Below are 14,536 nucleotides of genomic sequence, written 5' to 3' on the forward strand. Positions count from 1 at the left end.
GCGGCCATCCTGGCGACGTTGCGGTTCTCCTCACCGGCGCCGTTGGCGTTGCCGAGGATCACCTCGTCGGCGTGGTCGAGGCCGGTGCGCTCGGCGGGCGGAGCCCGCTGGTGCGCTTCCTGGTCCGCAGGGTGCTCACCGCGCTGCTGCTGGCCGTGGGCATCACACTGGTCACGTTCGTGCTGACCAACCTGGTGCCCGGCGACCCCGTCGCGGCCAACCTCGGCCAGCGGGCCCTCGGCGACCCGGCCATCGTCGCGCAGTGGCGGGCGGACCACGGCCTGGACAAGCCGCTCCCCCAGCAGTACCTGCTCTACATGGGAGGAATTCTCCACGGCGACCTCGGGACCAGCCAGCAGAGCCACCGCCCCGTCCTCGACGACCTGGCGGAGGCGGTCCCGGCCACGCTGGAGTTGGCGGGCATCGCGATCCTGATCTCCCTCGTGGCGGGAGTCGCGTTCGGCGTGATCGCGGCACTGCGCCGCGACCGGCTCTCCGACCACGTGCTGCGCGTCCTGAGCCTGATCGGCATCTCGGTGCCGACGTTCTGGATGGCGCTGACGACCTTCTACATCTTCTTCTACCGCCTGCAGATCACCCCCGGCAGCGGCCGTATCGATCCGGGGATGAGCCCGCCGCCGCATGTGACGGGCCTGTACACGGTCGACTCCCTGCTGGCGGGGCAGTGGGACGTCTTCGCCTCGGCGATCGGCCATCTGGCCACCCCCGCGCTGGTGCTGGCCCTCTACACGATCGGCCTGCTCACCCGGTTCACCAGGTCGGCGGTGCTGGAGGTACTGGGCCAGGACTACGTGCGCGCCGCACGGGCCAAGGGCCTGCCCGGCAGGGTGATCCTGTTCCGCTACGTGCTGCGCTCGGCCCTGGTGCCGATCATCACGGTCGCGGGTCTCGCCTTCGGCAGCCTGCTGTCCGGCACCATGCTCGTCGAGGCGATCTTCGCCTGGCCGGGCATCGGGCAGTACGCCTACAAGAGCGCGACCGGTCTCGACCTGCCCGGCGTGATGGGCGTCGGCCTGTTCGTCGGCGTGGTCTACCTCGTCATCAACCTGATCGTCGACGTGCTGTACGGCGTCATCGACCCCCGAGTGAGACTGACGTGAAACTCCCCCAAGCCTGGCGGCAGCCGCTGGCGATCGTCGGCGGGGTGGTGGCGCTCGCCTGGATCGTGATCGCGGTGGCCGCCCCGCTGCTGGCGCCGCACGACCCGCTCGCCCAGGACCTGCCCAGGCTGGCCTCGCCAGGGCCTGGGCACTGGTTCGGCACCGACCAGCTCGGCCGGGACATCCTGAGCAGGGTCATGTACGGCGCGCGCCTGTCGATCCCGCTGACGCTGCTGCTGGTCGCGCTCTCGGTGCTGGTCGGCGGCCTGCTCGGCGCCTGCGCCGGATACTTCGGCAAATGGGTCGAGGAGACGATCATGCGAATCGCCGACCTCGTCTTCGCCTTCCCCACCGTCATCCTGGCCATGGTCGTCGCCGCCGCACTCGGCGCGAGCCTGGCCAACGCGGTGCTCGCCGTACTCGTCGTGGCCTGGCCCTCCTACGCCCGGGTGACCAGGGGCCTGGTGCTGGGCGTGCGCGAGCGCGAGTTCGTGATCAGCGGGCGGCTGCTCGGGTTCTCCGCGTGGCGCTCCCTGCGCGTCGACGTGCTGCCGAACGTCACCGGGCCGATCCTGGTGCTCGCGACCCTCGACATCGGCACCGCACTGCTGCTGCTGTCCGGCCTGTCCTTCCTCGGACTCGGCGCCAAGCCGCCGTCGCCCGAGTGGGGCGCGATGGTCGCCTCGGGCGTCGAGGTCTTCGACAGCTGGTGGGTGGCGACCTTCCCCGGCCTGGCCATCCTGACCGTCGTGCTCGCCTTCAACTTCCTCGGCGACACGCTGCGCGACGCCCTCGACCCCCGCACGGCCCGCGCCATCAAGGAGCGTGCAATGTGACTCTCTCCATCTCCGATCTGAAGGTCACCATCGGCGGCAAGGAGATCCTGCGCGGCGTCGACCTCGACCTGCGGCCGGGCCGCGTGCACGGCCTGGCGGGTGAGAGTGGCTCGGGCAAGACCATGACGGGCCTGGCCGTGCTCGGTCTGCTCCCGCACGGCGCCCGCGCCACGGGACGGATCGCCCTCGGCGAGCGCGACCTGCTGGGCATGTCCGCCAAGGAGCTCAACACGGTGCGCGGCGGCGAGGTCGCCATGGTCTTCCAAGACCCGGCGACCAGCATGCACCCGATGCTGTCGGTGGGACGCCAGCTCACCGAGCACATGCGCCATCATCTGGGCCTGGACAGAAAACAGGCCAGGGCCAGGGCCGTCGAACTGCTGGGCAAGGTGCGCATCCCCGGCCCCGAAGCGGCCATCGACCGCTACCCGCACCAGTTCTCCGGGGGCATGCGCCAGCGCATCGCGATCGCGATCGCGCTGGCCTGCTCGCCCAAGGTGCTCATCGCCGACGAGCCGACGACCGCCCTCGACGTGACCGTGCAGGCCGGAGTGCTGCGGCTGCTGCGTGGCCTCTGTGACGACCTGGGGCTGGCCGTACTGCTCGTCACCCACGACCTCGGCGTGATGTCGGCGGTCGCCGACGAGGTGAGCGTGATGAAAGAGGGCCTGGTCGTCGAGACGGGCCCGCGCGGCCAGGTGCTGCGCAACCCCGTCCACCCCTACACCCGCGCCCTGCTGGACTCGCTGCCCGGGGAGACCGCATGACAGACCGCACGACCATGACGGAGCGCGCGACGCTGCTGAACGTCGACGACCTGGTCGTCGAGCACCGCACCCCCGGCCGTCCCCTGGTCCGCGCCGTGGCCGGGGCCAGCCTGACCGTCTCCGCGGGCGAGGTCGTCGGCCTCGTCGGGGAGTCGGGATGCGGCAAGTCGACGCTGGCCCGCGCGGTGTGCGGGCTCAACCGCGCCGCCTCGGGGACCATCACCTTCGACGGGCACCCGGTCACCCCACTGGGGCTGCGCCGCAGGGACAGGGCGCTGTCGGGAATCCAGATGGTGTTCCAGGACCCCTACTCGTCGCTGAACCCGCGCCGCAAGGTGGGGGCGCAGATCGCCGACGGGCTGCGCACCGCGGGCGACACCTCGACCGCCCCCGCCGACCTGCTGGAACGAGTCGGGCTGCCCCGCGACTTCGCGGGACGGCATCCGCACGAGTTCTCCGGCGGCCAGCGGCAGCGGATCGCGATCGCCAGGGCGCTGGCCGCCAGGCCGTCCCTGCTGATCGGCGACGAGCCCATCTCCGCCCTCGACGCCTCGGCCCAGGCGCAGGTGGCCAGGCTGATGCGGGATCTCGCGGTCTCCTCGGGCGCGGGCCTGCTGTTCATCAGCCACGACCTGTCGGTGGTACGGCTGATCGCCGACCGGATCGCGGTGATGTATCTCGGGAAGATCGTGGAGGTCGGCCGTACCGAGGAGGTCTGGACCGACCCCCGGCACCCGTACACCCGCGCCCTGCTGGGCGCCATCCCCGCCCCGGACGGCGCGGGCGTGCTGCCCGCCGAGCTGCCCGGGGACGTGCCCGACCCGGCCGCCCCGCCGCCGGGGTGCCGGTTCCATCCACGCTGCCCGGTGGCGATGGACGTGTGCCGGGAGCGCGAGCCCGCCTTCGGCCCGGTCGCCTGCTGGCTGCACGAGCCCGCATGATCAACACATGATCGACGAGGTGCGGCTCAGGATGGCCGAGGAGGGGATCGACGCCCTGGTGCTGCGCCCCTCCCCCGACTTCCGTTACCTGGGCGGGGAAGGCGACGGATTTCTCATCCTCACCCGGGACGATCCGCCCGCCGTCGCGGCGGACCCGCTGGAGGCGGCGGCGCTCATTCCCTCCTCCGCCCGTCGTGTCGGCATCGACTCCGAGATGCGGGCATGGGAGCTGTTCTCGCTGCGCGTCGAGGCCGAGCTGGTGCTGGCGTCGACCGTACTGGCTCCGCTCAGGCTACGCAGAGGCCCCGCAGAGGTCGCGGCGACGGAGCGGGCCGCGGGCGCGGCGGACGCGGTCCTGCTCATGGCCCGCGAGCTGGCGTGGTTCGGGACCACCGAGCGCGCGATGGCGCGGAGGCTGTGGGCCATGATGGTCGAGACGGGGTGCGAGGAGGTGCTGTCGGTCGTCGTCGCGGCGGGCGAGCACAGCGCGGTGGCGCGGCACGTGCCGTGCGACCGCGTGATCAACCCGGGTGACGCGTTGCTGGTCTCGGTCTGCGGGAGGTGGAGCGGCTACTGCGCCGAGGTGGCCCGGGTGTTCGCGGTCGCCGAGCCGCCGGAGGACTTCGAGGCGATGTACTCGGTCGTCCTCGCCGCGCAGCACGCCGCCCTCGAGTCGCTGCGGCCGGGCGTGGCCGTGGCGGAGGCCGGGCGGATCGCGCGGGAGGTGATCGAGGGCAGCGGGTACGGCAACTACGCCGGACGACGCCCGCCCGGGCGCGGCATCGGCCTCGGGCAGGACGAGGGCCCCTGGCTCGTCCCCGGCGACGAGACCGTGCTGGTCCCCGGCATGACGGTGTGCCTCGAACCGGCGATCTACCTGCCCGACCTGTTCGGCGCGCGGGTGGCGGACGTCGCGGTCTGCGCCCCCGAGGGCGGCCTGCGGCTCAGCACGAGCTCCCAGGCCTTCCACATCATCGACCATTGACCCTCCCGAGAGGTCGGCGATGGCCACCGCCCTGGCCTCGGTGGAGGGAGGGCATCAGGCCGGCGCCGGTCAGGACGGCTCGGCCTCGCCCTCTCCCACACCGGTTCGGCCGGGCCTCGTCCCGGCTTCCCTGTCCGGACCGCTGGTCTGGATCAGGCGGCCCGGAGGCGGTGGCGTCGGCACCTTGTCTCGCCGCTTCCCCGATCGAGATGCGTTGATCTGGGCGACAGCCCACGAATGCCGATCCCCTTGGCTGCTGCTGTGTGGCCAAGGCGAGGTCGAAGTGGGGCCCGTGTCGATCTCGATCGACCCATACAGGTTGGCGTGGGACCGGAACAACGGAAGGCACACCAAAGCCTCGTCCAACACGCGCGATGGTTCGGCATCGACACGATCCCCCGTCGACACCGAACCCACCCATCGGTACCGGTCGGTCATGCCGGTCATGCTGAGAGACCATTCGTTCAGAGGAGTCCGCCAGCGTGCCCGGCCATGGCCGTGTCACCCGCACTCGTCGCCAGAGGCTTTTCTCTGCGGCTACTCAGCGTAGGGCTGGTCCGTTCCCTGGGCGCTGTAGCCGAGACTCCAGATGTAGCCGTCCGGGTCCGCGAAGGAGCCGCCGTACCCGCCCCACGGCAGGGCGCCGGCGGGCTTGAGGATCGTGGCTCCGGACTTCTCGGCCTCCGCGATGATCTCATCGACTCGCGTCTCACTACGGACGACGTAGGTGAGGACCAGCCCGCTGAAGCCACTGCCGTCCGGGCTCGTACCCACCTGGTCGGCCAGGCCTTCGCGGCCGTAGAAGCCGACGGGCGAGGCCCCGTCCGATTCGAAGAACACCGAGACACCGTAGTCGTTCTTGATCTTCCAGCCGAGTCCCTCCGTATAGAACCGCTTGGCCCGGTCCAGGTCCCGGACGCCGAGAAGGATCGAGCTAACGTGCGCCTTCATGCTTTGTCTCCTTTGTGTTTCAGGGGTGATGCAACCCTACGAAGGGCTCCGTGCCCGGCGCTTCTTCATTCCTGACCGGTTCGGTCACCGGGATCGCCGCCCAGGTGGCAGGTGCGCCCGCACCGCGCCTTGTCGATGCGCGCCTCCTGCGAGCAGAGCTTGTGGTGTCCACGCCGCGACTGGCGGCCCTGCGCAGGTAGCCCATGCGCTCATCACCGACGGAGCCGCAGCCTGGCTCCATCACCGGCGCGCCGCTCGGCAGCATCCCGGACCCGGCGCTCATCCCCATCTTGGCCATCGTCTTGCTGATCTCAGCCTTCAAGATGGCCCACCACAGCTGACGTCTACGGCACCCGCCGTCTCGCCGGCAGACAGACCTGAACGACTCCGCTCGAACCCGTCCGGAACAAGATGTCGTCCCGCAGGTCGGCACGTGTCCCTCCCGACAACCTCATGCGGAGGGGGCGGCCATGCTCCCCGGGCCCGGCCGGGTGGCAGTCGCCCGGCCCGCTCACCGACTGTGACGCGCGGAGGTATCTGACAGGAAACCATCGGCGCTATCCGTCAGGTCGTCACGGACGGTCACGAGCTCGGCCGCGCTCGAATCCATGCCCGGGAACTGCGGAAACACCTGCAGGGGAACCGGGCAGTATTCATCCTCTGTTCGGTCAACCCGAGGTGTCACCCCGGGCCAACGCCTCCACGCTGGTTTCCCCGCCGGTTCGGTCCCGTGGACTGTCCGATGGGAAAACCTACCCTCACCGCTTGCGGCTGGTGGCACGGACAGGACAAGCGGAAGATCAAATAACGAGCTGGCCCCCGCTAACGGACTTTTCGTTCGGATGCTCGTCATACACCGCCGCTGTCGATGCGGCCACATTTTTGGCACTGGCGTCCACCGCAGCCTTGTTGATAAATGTTGATCGCCAGGCCGGGCGGCGGCTCTTTCCAGGGGCCGGCCACGGGGACAGTGCCCGTGTCCTGAGCGTCACCCTTCCCGGGCGTCGGTGACGGCCCCGGAGGCGAGTTCTTCCCACTGGAACGTGACAGCCCAGGGCGTGCACGCGCATGCTCCCTGTGGCGGAACAGGAGAGGGAATCACATGAGCGGCAAAGTCATCCTGACCACTGATTCCGAGACCATCGTCATCCCGCTCGACGACGAGTGCCACAACTTCGACGACATCGTGGTCACCCGCGTGAGCAACGAGACACCGGCTGGAGTGACGCTCTGGAGCGGCCAAGGATGCCGGGACCAGTGGTACCCCCTGTCCGTAGTCCTGCCAGGCCAAAGCCATAGCTTCAATCCGGGACTCAACGTGGGCTCGCTCGGCTTCACTCCTACCGCCGAACTCTCCGCCAACCTCCGCATCGAGTAACGGCCCGCCACCAGGGCCTTCGAGAAGGCTGAGTGCGGAAAGAAGATCAACCGTGCAGACCTCGCTGCGGATGCTGCGCGCCGAGGAACCGATCGTCTCGCGCGGCGGGAGCGGCATCTACGTTGCCACCCCGCCGCCCCCAAGGCTGCCGGAGCGTCGCGCCGAAAGCATGGATTCGAGACGAACAGGGGCCGTCACTACGGGTGCCATGCGGCCAAACAATGTTGCAGATTCCTGGTCAAACTGTGTTGCAGGTCATACCCGGGGCATCTGCGGTCTTCTTCGCGCGTGCACGCGTAGGGTGTCATGAAAGTCTGCTGCCCGGCCGCCGAGCCACAACCCGCCTGAACCTGTACAGGCGCTTCGAGCTCGACATGAACCGCTACTTGGAGCTCGACGTCTCCCTGCCGCGTCCGGCTGAGCCCAAGGCCGCGGCCAGAGGTCTCCCGGTCAGTCCACAGGCGGAATGGGAGATGGCACCCCCACAGTGCCGAAGATGTTGGTCACCAGACGGTTGATCTCAGTGATCGCGAGGTTCTGGAAGGCTCTGACACCTTCGGGCGTGGGATGGGCGACGACGTCTTTCGTCGGTGCCGAGGCGAGTGCGGCCGACAGGGTGTCGGTGAAGGTCGCCAGCTCTCGCGTGGCTTTGGAAGGGACGAGTCCTTCGGGCAGTATGCTCATGCGGGCTCCTCAGAAATGATCAATCGGCAAGGCGAAGAATGCGATGACACCTCTCGGGTGTCGTCCACATCGGATCGATTTACAACACCCCCCGACGCCGACATCACACAGAGCTACTTTTTCTCTGGTCGCAGCTTCCCGGGTCCCGGGCCGCCTGGGGCGGGCCTGTGCCTTGGAGGCCCGCCCCGGTTTCAGCGTGGGTGATGTGCTGGGTCAGCAGCTGGTGGCGGTGTCGCCGCCGTCGGTGGCGCAGGTGTCGGATCCCAGGCCGCCATTGGCGGCATCACCACCGGTGCCGTCTTGCACGTCGATGTCGTCGTTGCCGAGGTCGCCGCTCATGGTGTCGGTGCCGGTGTGGTCGAGCAGGGTGTCGTTGCCGTTTTGGCCGTGCAGGTCGTCGTCGCCGGGACCGCCGTAGATGTGGTCGGCGCCGTTGTCGAACAGGCCAAGCAGGGTCTCGACGAGGGTTTCGCCCTTGCTGGTGTCGTTGCCGGCCTCGCCGTACAGAGTGTCGTCGCCGTTGCCGCCGGCGATGGTGTCGTCACCGTCCCCGGCGTAGATGGTGTCAGTGCCGTTGCCACCGAGCAGGGTGTCGGCGCCGGGGCCGCCGTAGACGACATCGTTGCCGCCTCCGGCCTCGATCTCGTCGTTGCCGGCCAGGCCGCAGATCACGTCTGCGCTGTTGGTGCCGTCCAGGCCGGTGTCGTTGCCGTTGGTGCCGGTGATGGTGCAGCCCAGCCCGTTGGCCACGACTGTGTTCTCGGCGTCGCTGTCGTTACCGCTGACGGGGTCGGCCTCGGTGGCGTCCACGGTGGCGGTGGCGGTGACCGTGCCGGTCGTGGTGGGGGACAGGATGAGGGTGACGGTGGCGCTCGCGGAGACGGCCAGACTCCCCAGGGTGCAGGACACAGCGGGCGCGGAGATGCTGCACGAGCCTTGTGAGCTGGTCGCGGACAAGATCCCGGCCGAGGCGCCGGACAGGGTGACCGAGGCGGTCACGCCGGTCGCGCCGGTGGGGCCGTTGTTGGCGACGGTGAGGGTGTCGGTGAAGGTGGTGCCGAGGTTGACCGGGTCGGCCGAGTCGGCCACCGACGCGGCCAGGTCGGTGCCGGCCGCGTTGATCGTGGTCGACTCGGAGTCATCGCCGCTGACGCTGAGGCCGTTGACGAACGCCTCCGCGGTGACGGTTCCGGCAGCCGAGGGCAGCACGGTGACGGTGACGACGGCGATGCGGGTGGTTGGGGGGATCGAATCGCATTCCACGGTGGTGCTGGTGGCCACAACACATGCCAGATTGGCGTTGGAGCTGGTGACATTCGTGATGGCGGCGGCCGCGCCGGACAAGGTGACGGACGCGTCGGTGAATGAGTCGTAGTTGGTTATATCGACGGTGTAGGTGTAGCTGGTGCCTACCGTGACAGGGTCGGCCGAGTCCGTGACGGTCACGAACGCGTCGGCGTACGCGGGGCCGGACAGGCCGAGCACACCGATCGCGGCGAGCAGGACGGCGGCGGTCAGAGTGCCGAGCCGGCTCCGCCCGCCGCGCCGCCGCTGTCGTTGCATCGAACGAGATAAGAACACGCTGGGGTCCTCTCCCTTTGCCTGCGCCGTCCCGGCCCCGGCCGGTCGACCGGGAGACGTCCGAGTCCGCGCGACGTGCAGGCGAAACCGATCCCCATGCGGTGCGAGAAGGCCAAAGGGGTGCCGAGAGGCGCGCGGCGGAACGCGCCCGCCTTACCGGCGGAATACTCGCTCCTCACCAGCGAGCATGGCCGCAATGCGCTTTCCAGAGGAATGTCACCGTCTCGGTGGTGGTTCGCCCGCCCGATGGTGCATCTGCCTAATGACCTACGCAAGGGGCATGGCGCGATCAGGACAAAACACGATGCCGGACGGTGAAGCAGCCGGGGTCGTCTGGTCAGGTTTTCGGCAGGTTTCCGGAGGGTGGCCGTCGCACCGGTCGAGCAGGCGGTGCGGGCCGTCGACGCGCGCGTAAGGGGGTGAAAAAACTGACGAAATTCCGCCCCCTTGCGGAAACCTGCGGCGTCGCGGCCCTGTGCTCACCCAGGGCAGCGTGCGGCGTGGTTGTCAGGCCGGCGCGTGACCAAAGCAGGCCGCGCCTGCCCTGCTGGCCCCACAGCCTCGCGTGCACGCGCGTAGGCCCCTGCAAAACTGCGAAAACTCCGTCCGCCTAGGGTCCCTACGCGCGTGTGCGGAGGGCTGCCCGGAAAGTCCGGGAAAGACGGCTACGACTCCTGTGCGGGGAAGTACCGCTTCAGGACCCCCACTTGGGCAACGTCACGAAGCCGCCGCCGATGGCCTGCCGGGCGGCTTGGAGTTCGGCCAGTTCGGCGAGCGCGGCGACGAACGGGGTGGCGCGCTGGTCGGCGGGCAGCGCCTCCAGCGCCTGCTGCAAACGGGCGTAGGCGGCGGGGAAGGACATCGGTGAGGCGCCGAAGCCATTCGGTGCGCTCATCGGCGGTCAGCTCCTCGGCCGGAGCGGACACGGTCTCGGCCAGGCGCCCGGCCTCGTCCACGTTCAGGCCACCCTCGACGAGACGCGTCTGCCAGTTGATCCGGTCCCGGTGGCGGGTGCCCGGGCGGAAGGCGAGCACGCGAATGGCCGGGTGGCGCCGCAGCCACCAGGTGTCGGCTTTGCCGCCGGCCAGGCGGGTACAGCCGATCCGGGACTGCTGCCCGGCGCCGATGCCCAGCGTCATGCCGTCGCGCACGTAGCAGACCGCGTTGGACTTGGTGAAACGCGCCACGGCCAGACCCAGCAGCAGATCCCGCACGGCCGTCTCGGGCAGCGCCCCACCCACGACCTGGTCGAGCAGGGCGGCGGACAGCTCGGCCACATCGCGCCGCTGAATCAGGCGGAGTCCAAAGACCTCGCGTACGTCATCGGCCGGCGGTGTGAAGGCCTCGTTCGCCTCGACGACCAGGAAGCGGCCGTTCTTCTTCCTGCTGAGCTGTGCCGCGGTGCCCGGAGCGTAGCCGGGGGCGATGATGCCATCGCAGACCAGACCGGTCAGCACCTGCGCGAGCTCGGCGTCACCGGCGCGGCGTGTGCCTTCTGGTGGGGGTTGGTTCCCCGTAGCGCAGCTCCACGCAGGCCTCCTCAGCGGGATATCGCTGATGGAGACGCCCAGGCGGTCGAGGCTCGCATCGGATCACGGTCGCTTCCCGGTGGTGGTCCACCTACGCCAGTCGCGACCGGGCACACCCTACTGCACGCCGTGGACGCCCGACCGGAGGGATCATGATGGGCGAGACCGACGTCCATGCCAACTCGCTGAAGGTCACCACCGCAATGGCCGCGTTCTTAACGGCACCCCAATTACCCAGAAATCCACGAAAGCCTCGTGGAACCGGGACATAAACATATCCTGCACGCTTTCCCGCGGGAAACCCCTTCGACTTCCCGCGGGATTCGACGGTGGCGGGATATGCCGTGAGCGGAAGGAGACACGGCTAACGATCCGGCCGCTTCTGTTGCTCCAACCGCCGAAGCCTACGGCGTAGCTCGATCTCGCGATTCGCCCGCAGCCGCTCGTGCCACTGCACCCCTCGTTCGGCGGCCTCCTGGTCCCAGCGTGCCCGGGTCGCCGCGACCTCGTTGAGAACGAGCTTGGCGACGCAGAGGAAGGCCACCACGACGAACGCGAACACGTTCACCGGGCCGGTGAAGTATATCGCGGCGATGATCGCCAAACTCCCCCAGAACACAATGTGGGCGGCTCTTTCTATGGCGTCGATGTTTCTATCGAAAAACGACATCCGTTACCTCACTGCTCTTGGGGGGTAGACGACGCAACCAGGAGTTAAACCACCGGAATACCAGCCCGTTCAGCCCACGGCCATGTTTACGGGAGCGAAATCCCGACGCCGCGACGGCCCCCTGGTCTTGTCGGCATAGATGATCGATAACTACTGTGGTGTTCGACTTTTCTCATCACGGGGTCCTGGGGAGGACGGGGGCGCGTGGCCGAACGGATGGTGCCCAATCCCCGGCACGAGCGGTTGCGGCAACTGCTCATGGAGGTCGGGGACAGATCTCACGAAGTACGGCAGGCCTACCAGCGCGCCTTCGGCGCGATGCGGTCGGGAAAGGTCTGGACGGGCCCTGCGGCCGACAGGTGGACCGGCGAACTGGCGGACCGGCACCAGCGGCTGGGGCGGCTCGCGCAGAACGTGGCGGACGCGGTCGAGGAGGAGATGTGCCGCCACCCCTCGCTGGTGACCGAGGCCGAGGCGAACGCCATCCGCCGGGAGATGGCCGGACGCACGTGACCCCGTGACGACCGTGATCTTTGTGACCATCGTGACCACCGTCATCCCGGAAGGGAACGCTCCATGGCTTCCGCCGACGAGTTCTGCGGCATCGACCCCCAGGAGATGGGCCATCTGGCCACGTCCCTGAGCGACGCGGCCGACCGGCTGACCGTCTTCCGCGAGGAGTTCGAGGCCAAGCTCCGCCAGAACGGAGTCGGCGCCCACGCCCTGCGGGAGATCGCCGACATCGCCGACTGGGGCAGGACCCAGATCTCCATGCTCCAGGGCCGGGCCGAGCTGGTCCAGAAACTGGAGGGAGACGCCCTTCCGGCACAGGGTGGCGGCGGACAGGGACTCGTCCGCCTCCCCGACGAGTTGGAGGGCCTTGAGTTCGCCCAGGGGCTGGCCAGGATGTACGGCGACGACATCCTCGTCAAACACGACAACGCGTCCCAGGCCCTGCTCATCCACGAGCACGCCGACGAGATCGCCCAACTGGCCGACAACCCTCAGGCGGCAGCCGCCTTCTTCGCCCTGCTGCCCCCGAAGGCCCGCGACAGCCTGCCCAGCCTTCTCACCGCCATCGGCAGTAAAACCGCCAAACAGGACTTGGCCGCCTTCACCAAGACTCTCGGCGCGGCTCTGAACGCCCCCACCCTTGTCCCGGCGTTCGCCAAGGTCAAGGCCGACCTGACGAAACCGGTCAACGGCAAGATCGTCGCGTGGAACCGCCTCGTGCTGCTCAAGGGCGCCAACGCCCCGGCCAAGGTGCGCAGCGCGGCGGCCCGTGCCCTGGCCCTGGACGACTTCACGAAGAACCCTCACCAGGACTGGCGGGCCAATTCCAGCGAGGCCGAGAAGTACGACCTGCCTCCCGATCTGGTGGCCATGGCTCTGGAGGTGCTCGCGGGGGATGGCGCGGCGGCACGGGAGGCGTTCGCCTCCATGGGCGGGGCCGATGTGAAGCTCAGCCAGGTCGAGAAGATGAAGCTCTTCCTCGACTATGCCGACCAGGCGAACGCCGGGAACGAGGTGGCCGACGCCTTCGGGCGAGTGCTGGCATCCGGAGCCGAGGCCACGACCGAGAAACCGGGCCAACACAGCCCGGCCGCCGCCGCCTTCGCCATGGACTCGATGCTGGCCACGGGTCCCTTGGGCGACAGCATCCCGAACACCGCCCGAGAGTCCATGGCGGTTATCGCGGGCTCCTATATCCATGAACTGGCTTCGGGCGCCCGCTTCGACAAGGCTGTCTACCGGACCTCCGGGTTCAAGGTTCCTGAGAACTGGGTTCCCCTCCCCGGTGTGACCCCGGCGTTCTATCTCAGCCCCGGGGACACCTATCGCTTTATGCAGACTTTCACCGGAGACAAACGGATCACCGACGACTTCGACAAGATTGCCGCTCGTTTCCGCTACGACACTTTGATGACAGCGGCCCGTAAGGACAAACAGGAAGAGGAAGGCTACTTTGAGCTCGCTTCGACCATGCTCGGCGACCTGGCCGGCCTGGAGTTCAAAGCGACTATAGACACGCACGGGGAGAGAGATGCCACTTACGCCTTGATCCGCGATATCGCTAAGAATACCCTTGGATGGGGACTCGATAAAATACCTTTCCATGAAAAGCTCTCCGAAAAGTTCTTGACGGCCACCGCCGATGTCATCAACGAAGGATGGGAACTGACCAAGGCTTATGGCGTGAGTAAGTTCCTCGATAACTGGGCCGGCAGCTTTGAGACGGGAGTTCAGGAGGCCACAGGCGAGAGGGCCGACTTTGCCTTGCGCTTAAAATACGACATGGCGCACCTCTTGCATAATGCAGAGTATCCGGCGAGCGAGCCGCCTGCAGAGCTCATCAGTAAAGTTACCGGCGACCTCAAAACCTACGACGAACTCGTCGCCGAGGCAAAAAAGGAAGCCAAGGGAGACGAAAAATGGGAGAAGGTATTCGGCGAGAAACTCATCTCATACGAACATTGGATGGACAGCAATAAAAATCTGGACATCAAGCTGGAGAACTCTTCCAGAATTCAAGCCAATGAAATCGCCAAAGAGCAGCTGCGCATATGGGGGTGACTCCCCCCACTTTCACCTTGGCAGGCAGGGAGTCTCCGCCTGCAGCCGCCACGTGGGAGACTCCGGTGTCACGTAGACGGCAACCACAATGCCCAGGTCTCGCTTTGCCGCGTACACAAATCGCCCGACCTCGTTATCGTTCACAGTGAAAGGAGGTTCTCTCGTATAGCTCATTTTGTTGACCAGGGTTCCCGAAATTACCCCTTCTGCCCGATCAAGACGACTGTCTGTATCAGGAGATTTACTTTCATCGTCGGCAGTGGCCTGTAGGACCCGCTTGAACTTATCCTTGCCGCAAGGGATGTCCTTGTCTGGACGCTGCGAGATACGGAGCTTCGTCAGCGGGTTCTTGAAGAGGTCGTCGGTTTCCAGGCGCTGCGTATCTTTCTGGAGCTCCGCTGCTGCTTCCCTCAGGGAAGGCCCGGAAGCACATCCCGATGCCACCATCACCACTGCCAGGCCGATGACCAGCAACCGGGCGAAACGCATTACACACCTCCGAGAAGACCGTCATCGATA

The 14,536-nt window shown here is 67.7% G+C and carries 15 protein-coding genes and 1 riboswitch; of the genes, 8 read left to right on the forward strand and 7 right to left on the reverse strand.

Going from position 1 to position 14,536, the window contains the following annotated elements:
• Positions 1-110 precede the first annotated feature (110 nt).
• Genes AB0395_RS40140 through AB0395_RS40160 form a run of 5 tightly spaced genes read left to right on the forward strand, consistent with a single transcriptional unit; the run spans position 111 to position 4,650 of the window.
• The gene (locus tag AB0395_RS40140) at positions 111-1,121 is read left to right on the forward strand and encodes an ABC transporter permease (protein ID WP_366290919.1); all 1,011 of its coding nucleotides are present in this window, start codon (positions 111-113) and stop codon (positions 1,119-1,121) included.
• The gene (locus AB0395_RS40145; protein WP_366290922.1) at positions 1,118-1,957 is read left to right on the forward strand and encodes an ABC transporter permease; all 840 of its coding nucleotides are present in this window, start codon (positions 1,118-1,120) and stop codon (positions 1,955-1,957) included. Before AB0395_RS40140 ends, AB0395_RS40145 begins: the two co-directional genes overlap by 4 nt.
• Positions 1,954-2,724 (forward strand): ABC transporter ATP-binding protein, encoded by a 771-nt coding sequence (locus tag AB0395_RS40150; RefSeq protein WP_366290925.1) that lies wholly within the window; start codon positions 1,954-1,956, stop codon positions 2,722-2,724. Before AB0395_RS40145 ends, AB0395_RS40150 begins: the two co-directional genes overlap by 4 nt.
• On the forward strand, positions 2,721-3,665 hold the full coding sequence (locus tag AB0395_RS40155) for an ABC transporter ATP-binding protein (RefSeq protein WP_366290928.1): 945 nt from the start codon (positions 2,721-2,723) through the stop codon (positions 3,663-3,665). The genes AB0395_RS40150 and AB0395_RS40155 overlap by 4 nt, the downstream gene beginning before the upstream one ends.
• A 7-nt stretch (positions 3,666-3,672) precedes the next feature.
• A complete protein-coding gene (locus AB0395_RS40160) occupies positions 3,673-4,650 on the forward strand; it encodes a M24 family metallopeptidase (protein ID WP_366290931.1) in 978 nt (325 codons plus the stop codon).
• Positions 4,651-5,187: 537 nt separating this feature from the next.
• On the opposite strand, the gene AB0395_RS40165 is transcribed toward AB0395_RS40160, so the two are convergent.
• Positions 5,188-5,601: a VOC family protein gene (locus AB0395_RS40165; protein WP_366290934.1), complete on the reverse strand. Its 414-nt coding sequence runs from the start codon at positions 5,599-5,601 to the stop codon at positions 5,188-5,190.
• Positions 5,602-5,620: 19 nt separating this feature from the next.
• Positions 5,621-5,923: a hypothetical protein gene (locus tag AB0395_RS40170; protein ID WP_366290937.1), complete on the reverse strand. Its 303-nt coding sequence runs from the start codon at positions 5,921-5,923 to the stop codon at positions 5,621-5,623.
• Positions 5,924-6,703: 780 nt separating this feature from the next.
• Between AB0395_RS40170 and AB0395_RS40175 the strand changes: the two genes are divergently transcribed.
• Positions 6,704-6,979 (forward strand): hypothetical protein, encoded by a 276-nt coding sequence (locus AB0395_RS40175; RefSeq protein WP_366290940.1) that lies wholly within the window; start codon positions 6,704-6,706, stop codon positions 6,977-6,979.
• Positions 6,980-7,429: 450 nt separating this feature from the next.
• On the opposite strand, the gene AB0395_RS40180 is transcribed toward AB0395_RS40175, so the two are convergent.
• The 4 genes from AB0395_RS40180 to AB0395_RS40195 all read right to left on the reverse strand — a co-directional run bounded on the left by AB0395_RS40180 (position 7,430) and on the right by AB0395_RS40195 (position 11,443).
• Positions 7,430-7,663: a hypothetical protein gene (locus AB0395_RS40180; RefSeq protein ID WP_366290943.1), complete on the reverse strand. Its 234-nt coding sequence runs from the start codon at positions 7,661-7,663 to the stop codon at positions 7,430-7,432.
• A gap of 213 nt (positions 7,664-7,876) precedes the next feature.
• Positions 7,877-9,226, reverse strand: a complete 1,350-nt coding sequence (locus AB0395_RS40185; RefSeq protein ID WP_366290946.1) for a CARDB domain-containing protein — start codon at positions 9,224-9,226, stop codon at positions 7,877-7,879.
• A 683-nt stretch (positions 9,227-9,909) separates the two neighbouring features.
• Positions 9,910-10,815, reverse strand: coding sequence for a hypothetical protein (locus AB0395_RS40190; protein WP_366291008.1), 906 nt, complete (start codon positions 10,813-10,815; stop codon positions 9,910-9,912).
• Positions 10,803-10,887, reverse strand: a riboswitch (ZMP/ZTP riboswitch). It overlaps the preceding gene by 13 nt.
• Before the next feature lie 250 nt (positions 10,888-11,137).
• Positions 11,138-11,443: a hypothetical protein gene (locus AB0395_RS40195; protein ID WP_366290948.1), complete on the reverse strand. Its 306-nt coding sequence runs from the start codon at positions 11,441-11,443 to the stop codon at positions 11,138-11,140.
• 204 nt (positions 11,444-11,647) lie between these two features.
• Here AB0395_RS40195 and AB0395_RS40200 point away from each other — a divergent pair, with 204 nt between their 5' ends.
• Both AB0395_RS40200 and AB0395_RS40205 read left to right on the forward strand, forming a co-directional pair.
• On the forward strand, positions 11,648-11,956 hold the full coding sequence (locus tag AB0395_RS40200; protein WP_366290950.1) for a hypothetical protein: 309 nt from the start codon (positions 11,648-11,650) through the stop codon (positions 11,954-11,956).
• A gap of 63 nt (positions 11,957-12,019) precedes the next feature.
• The gene (locus tag AB0395_RS40205) at positions 12,020-14,017 is read left to right on the forward strand and encodes a hypothetical protein (protein ID WP_366290951.1); all 1,998 of its coding nucleotides are present in this window, start codon (positions 12,020-12,022) and stop codon (positions 14,015-14,017) included.
• A gap of 12 nt (positions 14,018-14,029) precedes the next feature.
• Here AB0395_RS40205 and AB0395_RS40210 read toward each other — a convergent pair whose 3' ends face one another.
• Positions 14,030-14,506 (reverse strand): hypothetical protein, encoded by a 477-nt coding sequence (locus tag AB0395_RS40210; protein WP_366290954.1) that lies wholly within the window; start codon positions 14,504-14,506, stop codon positions 14,030-14,032.
• Between the last annotated feature and the right edge of the window lie 30 nt (positions 14,507-14,536).

This window comes from Streptosporangium sp. NPDC051023, from assembly GCF_040689595.1.
Classification (GTDB): Bacteria; Actinomycetota; Actinomycetes; order Streptosporangiales; family Streptosporangiaceae; genus Streptosporangium.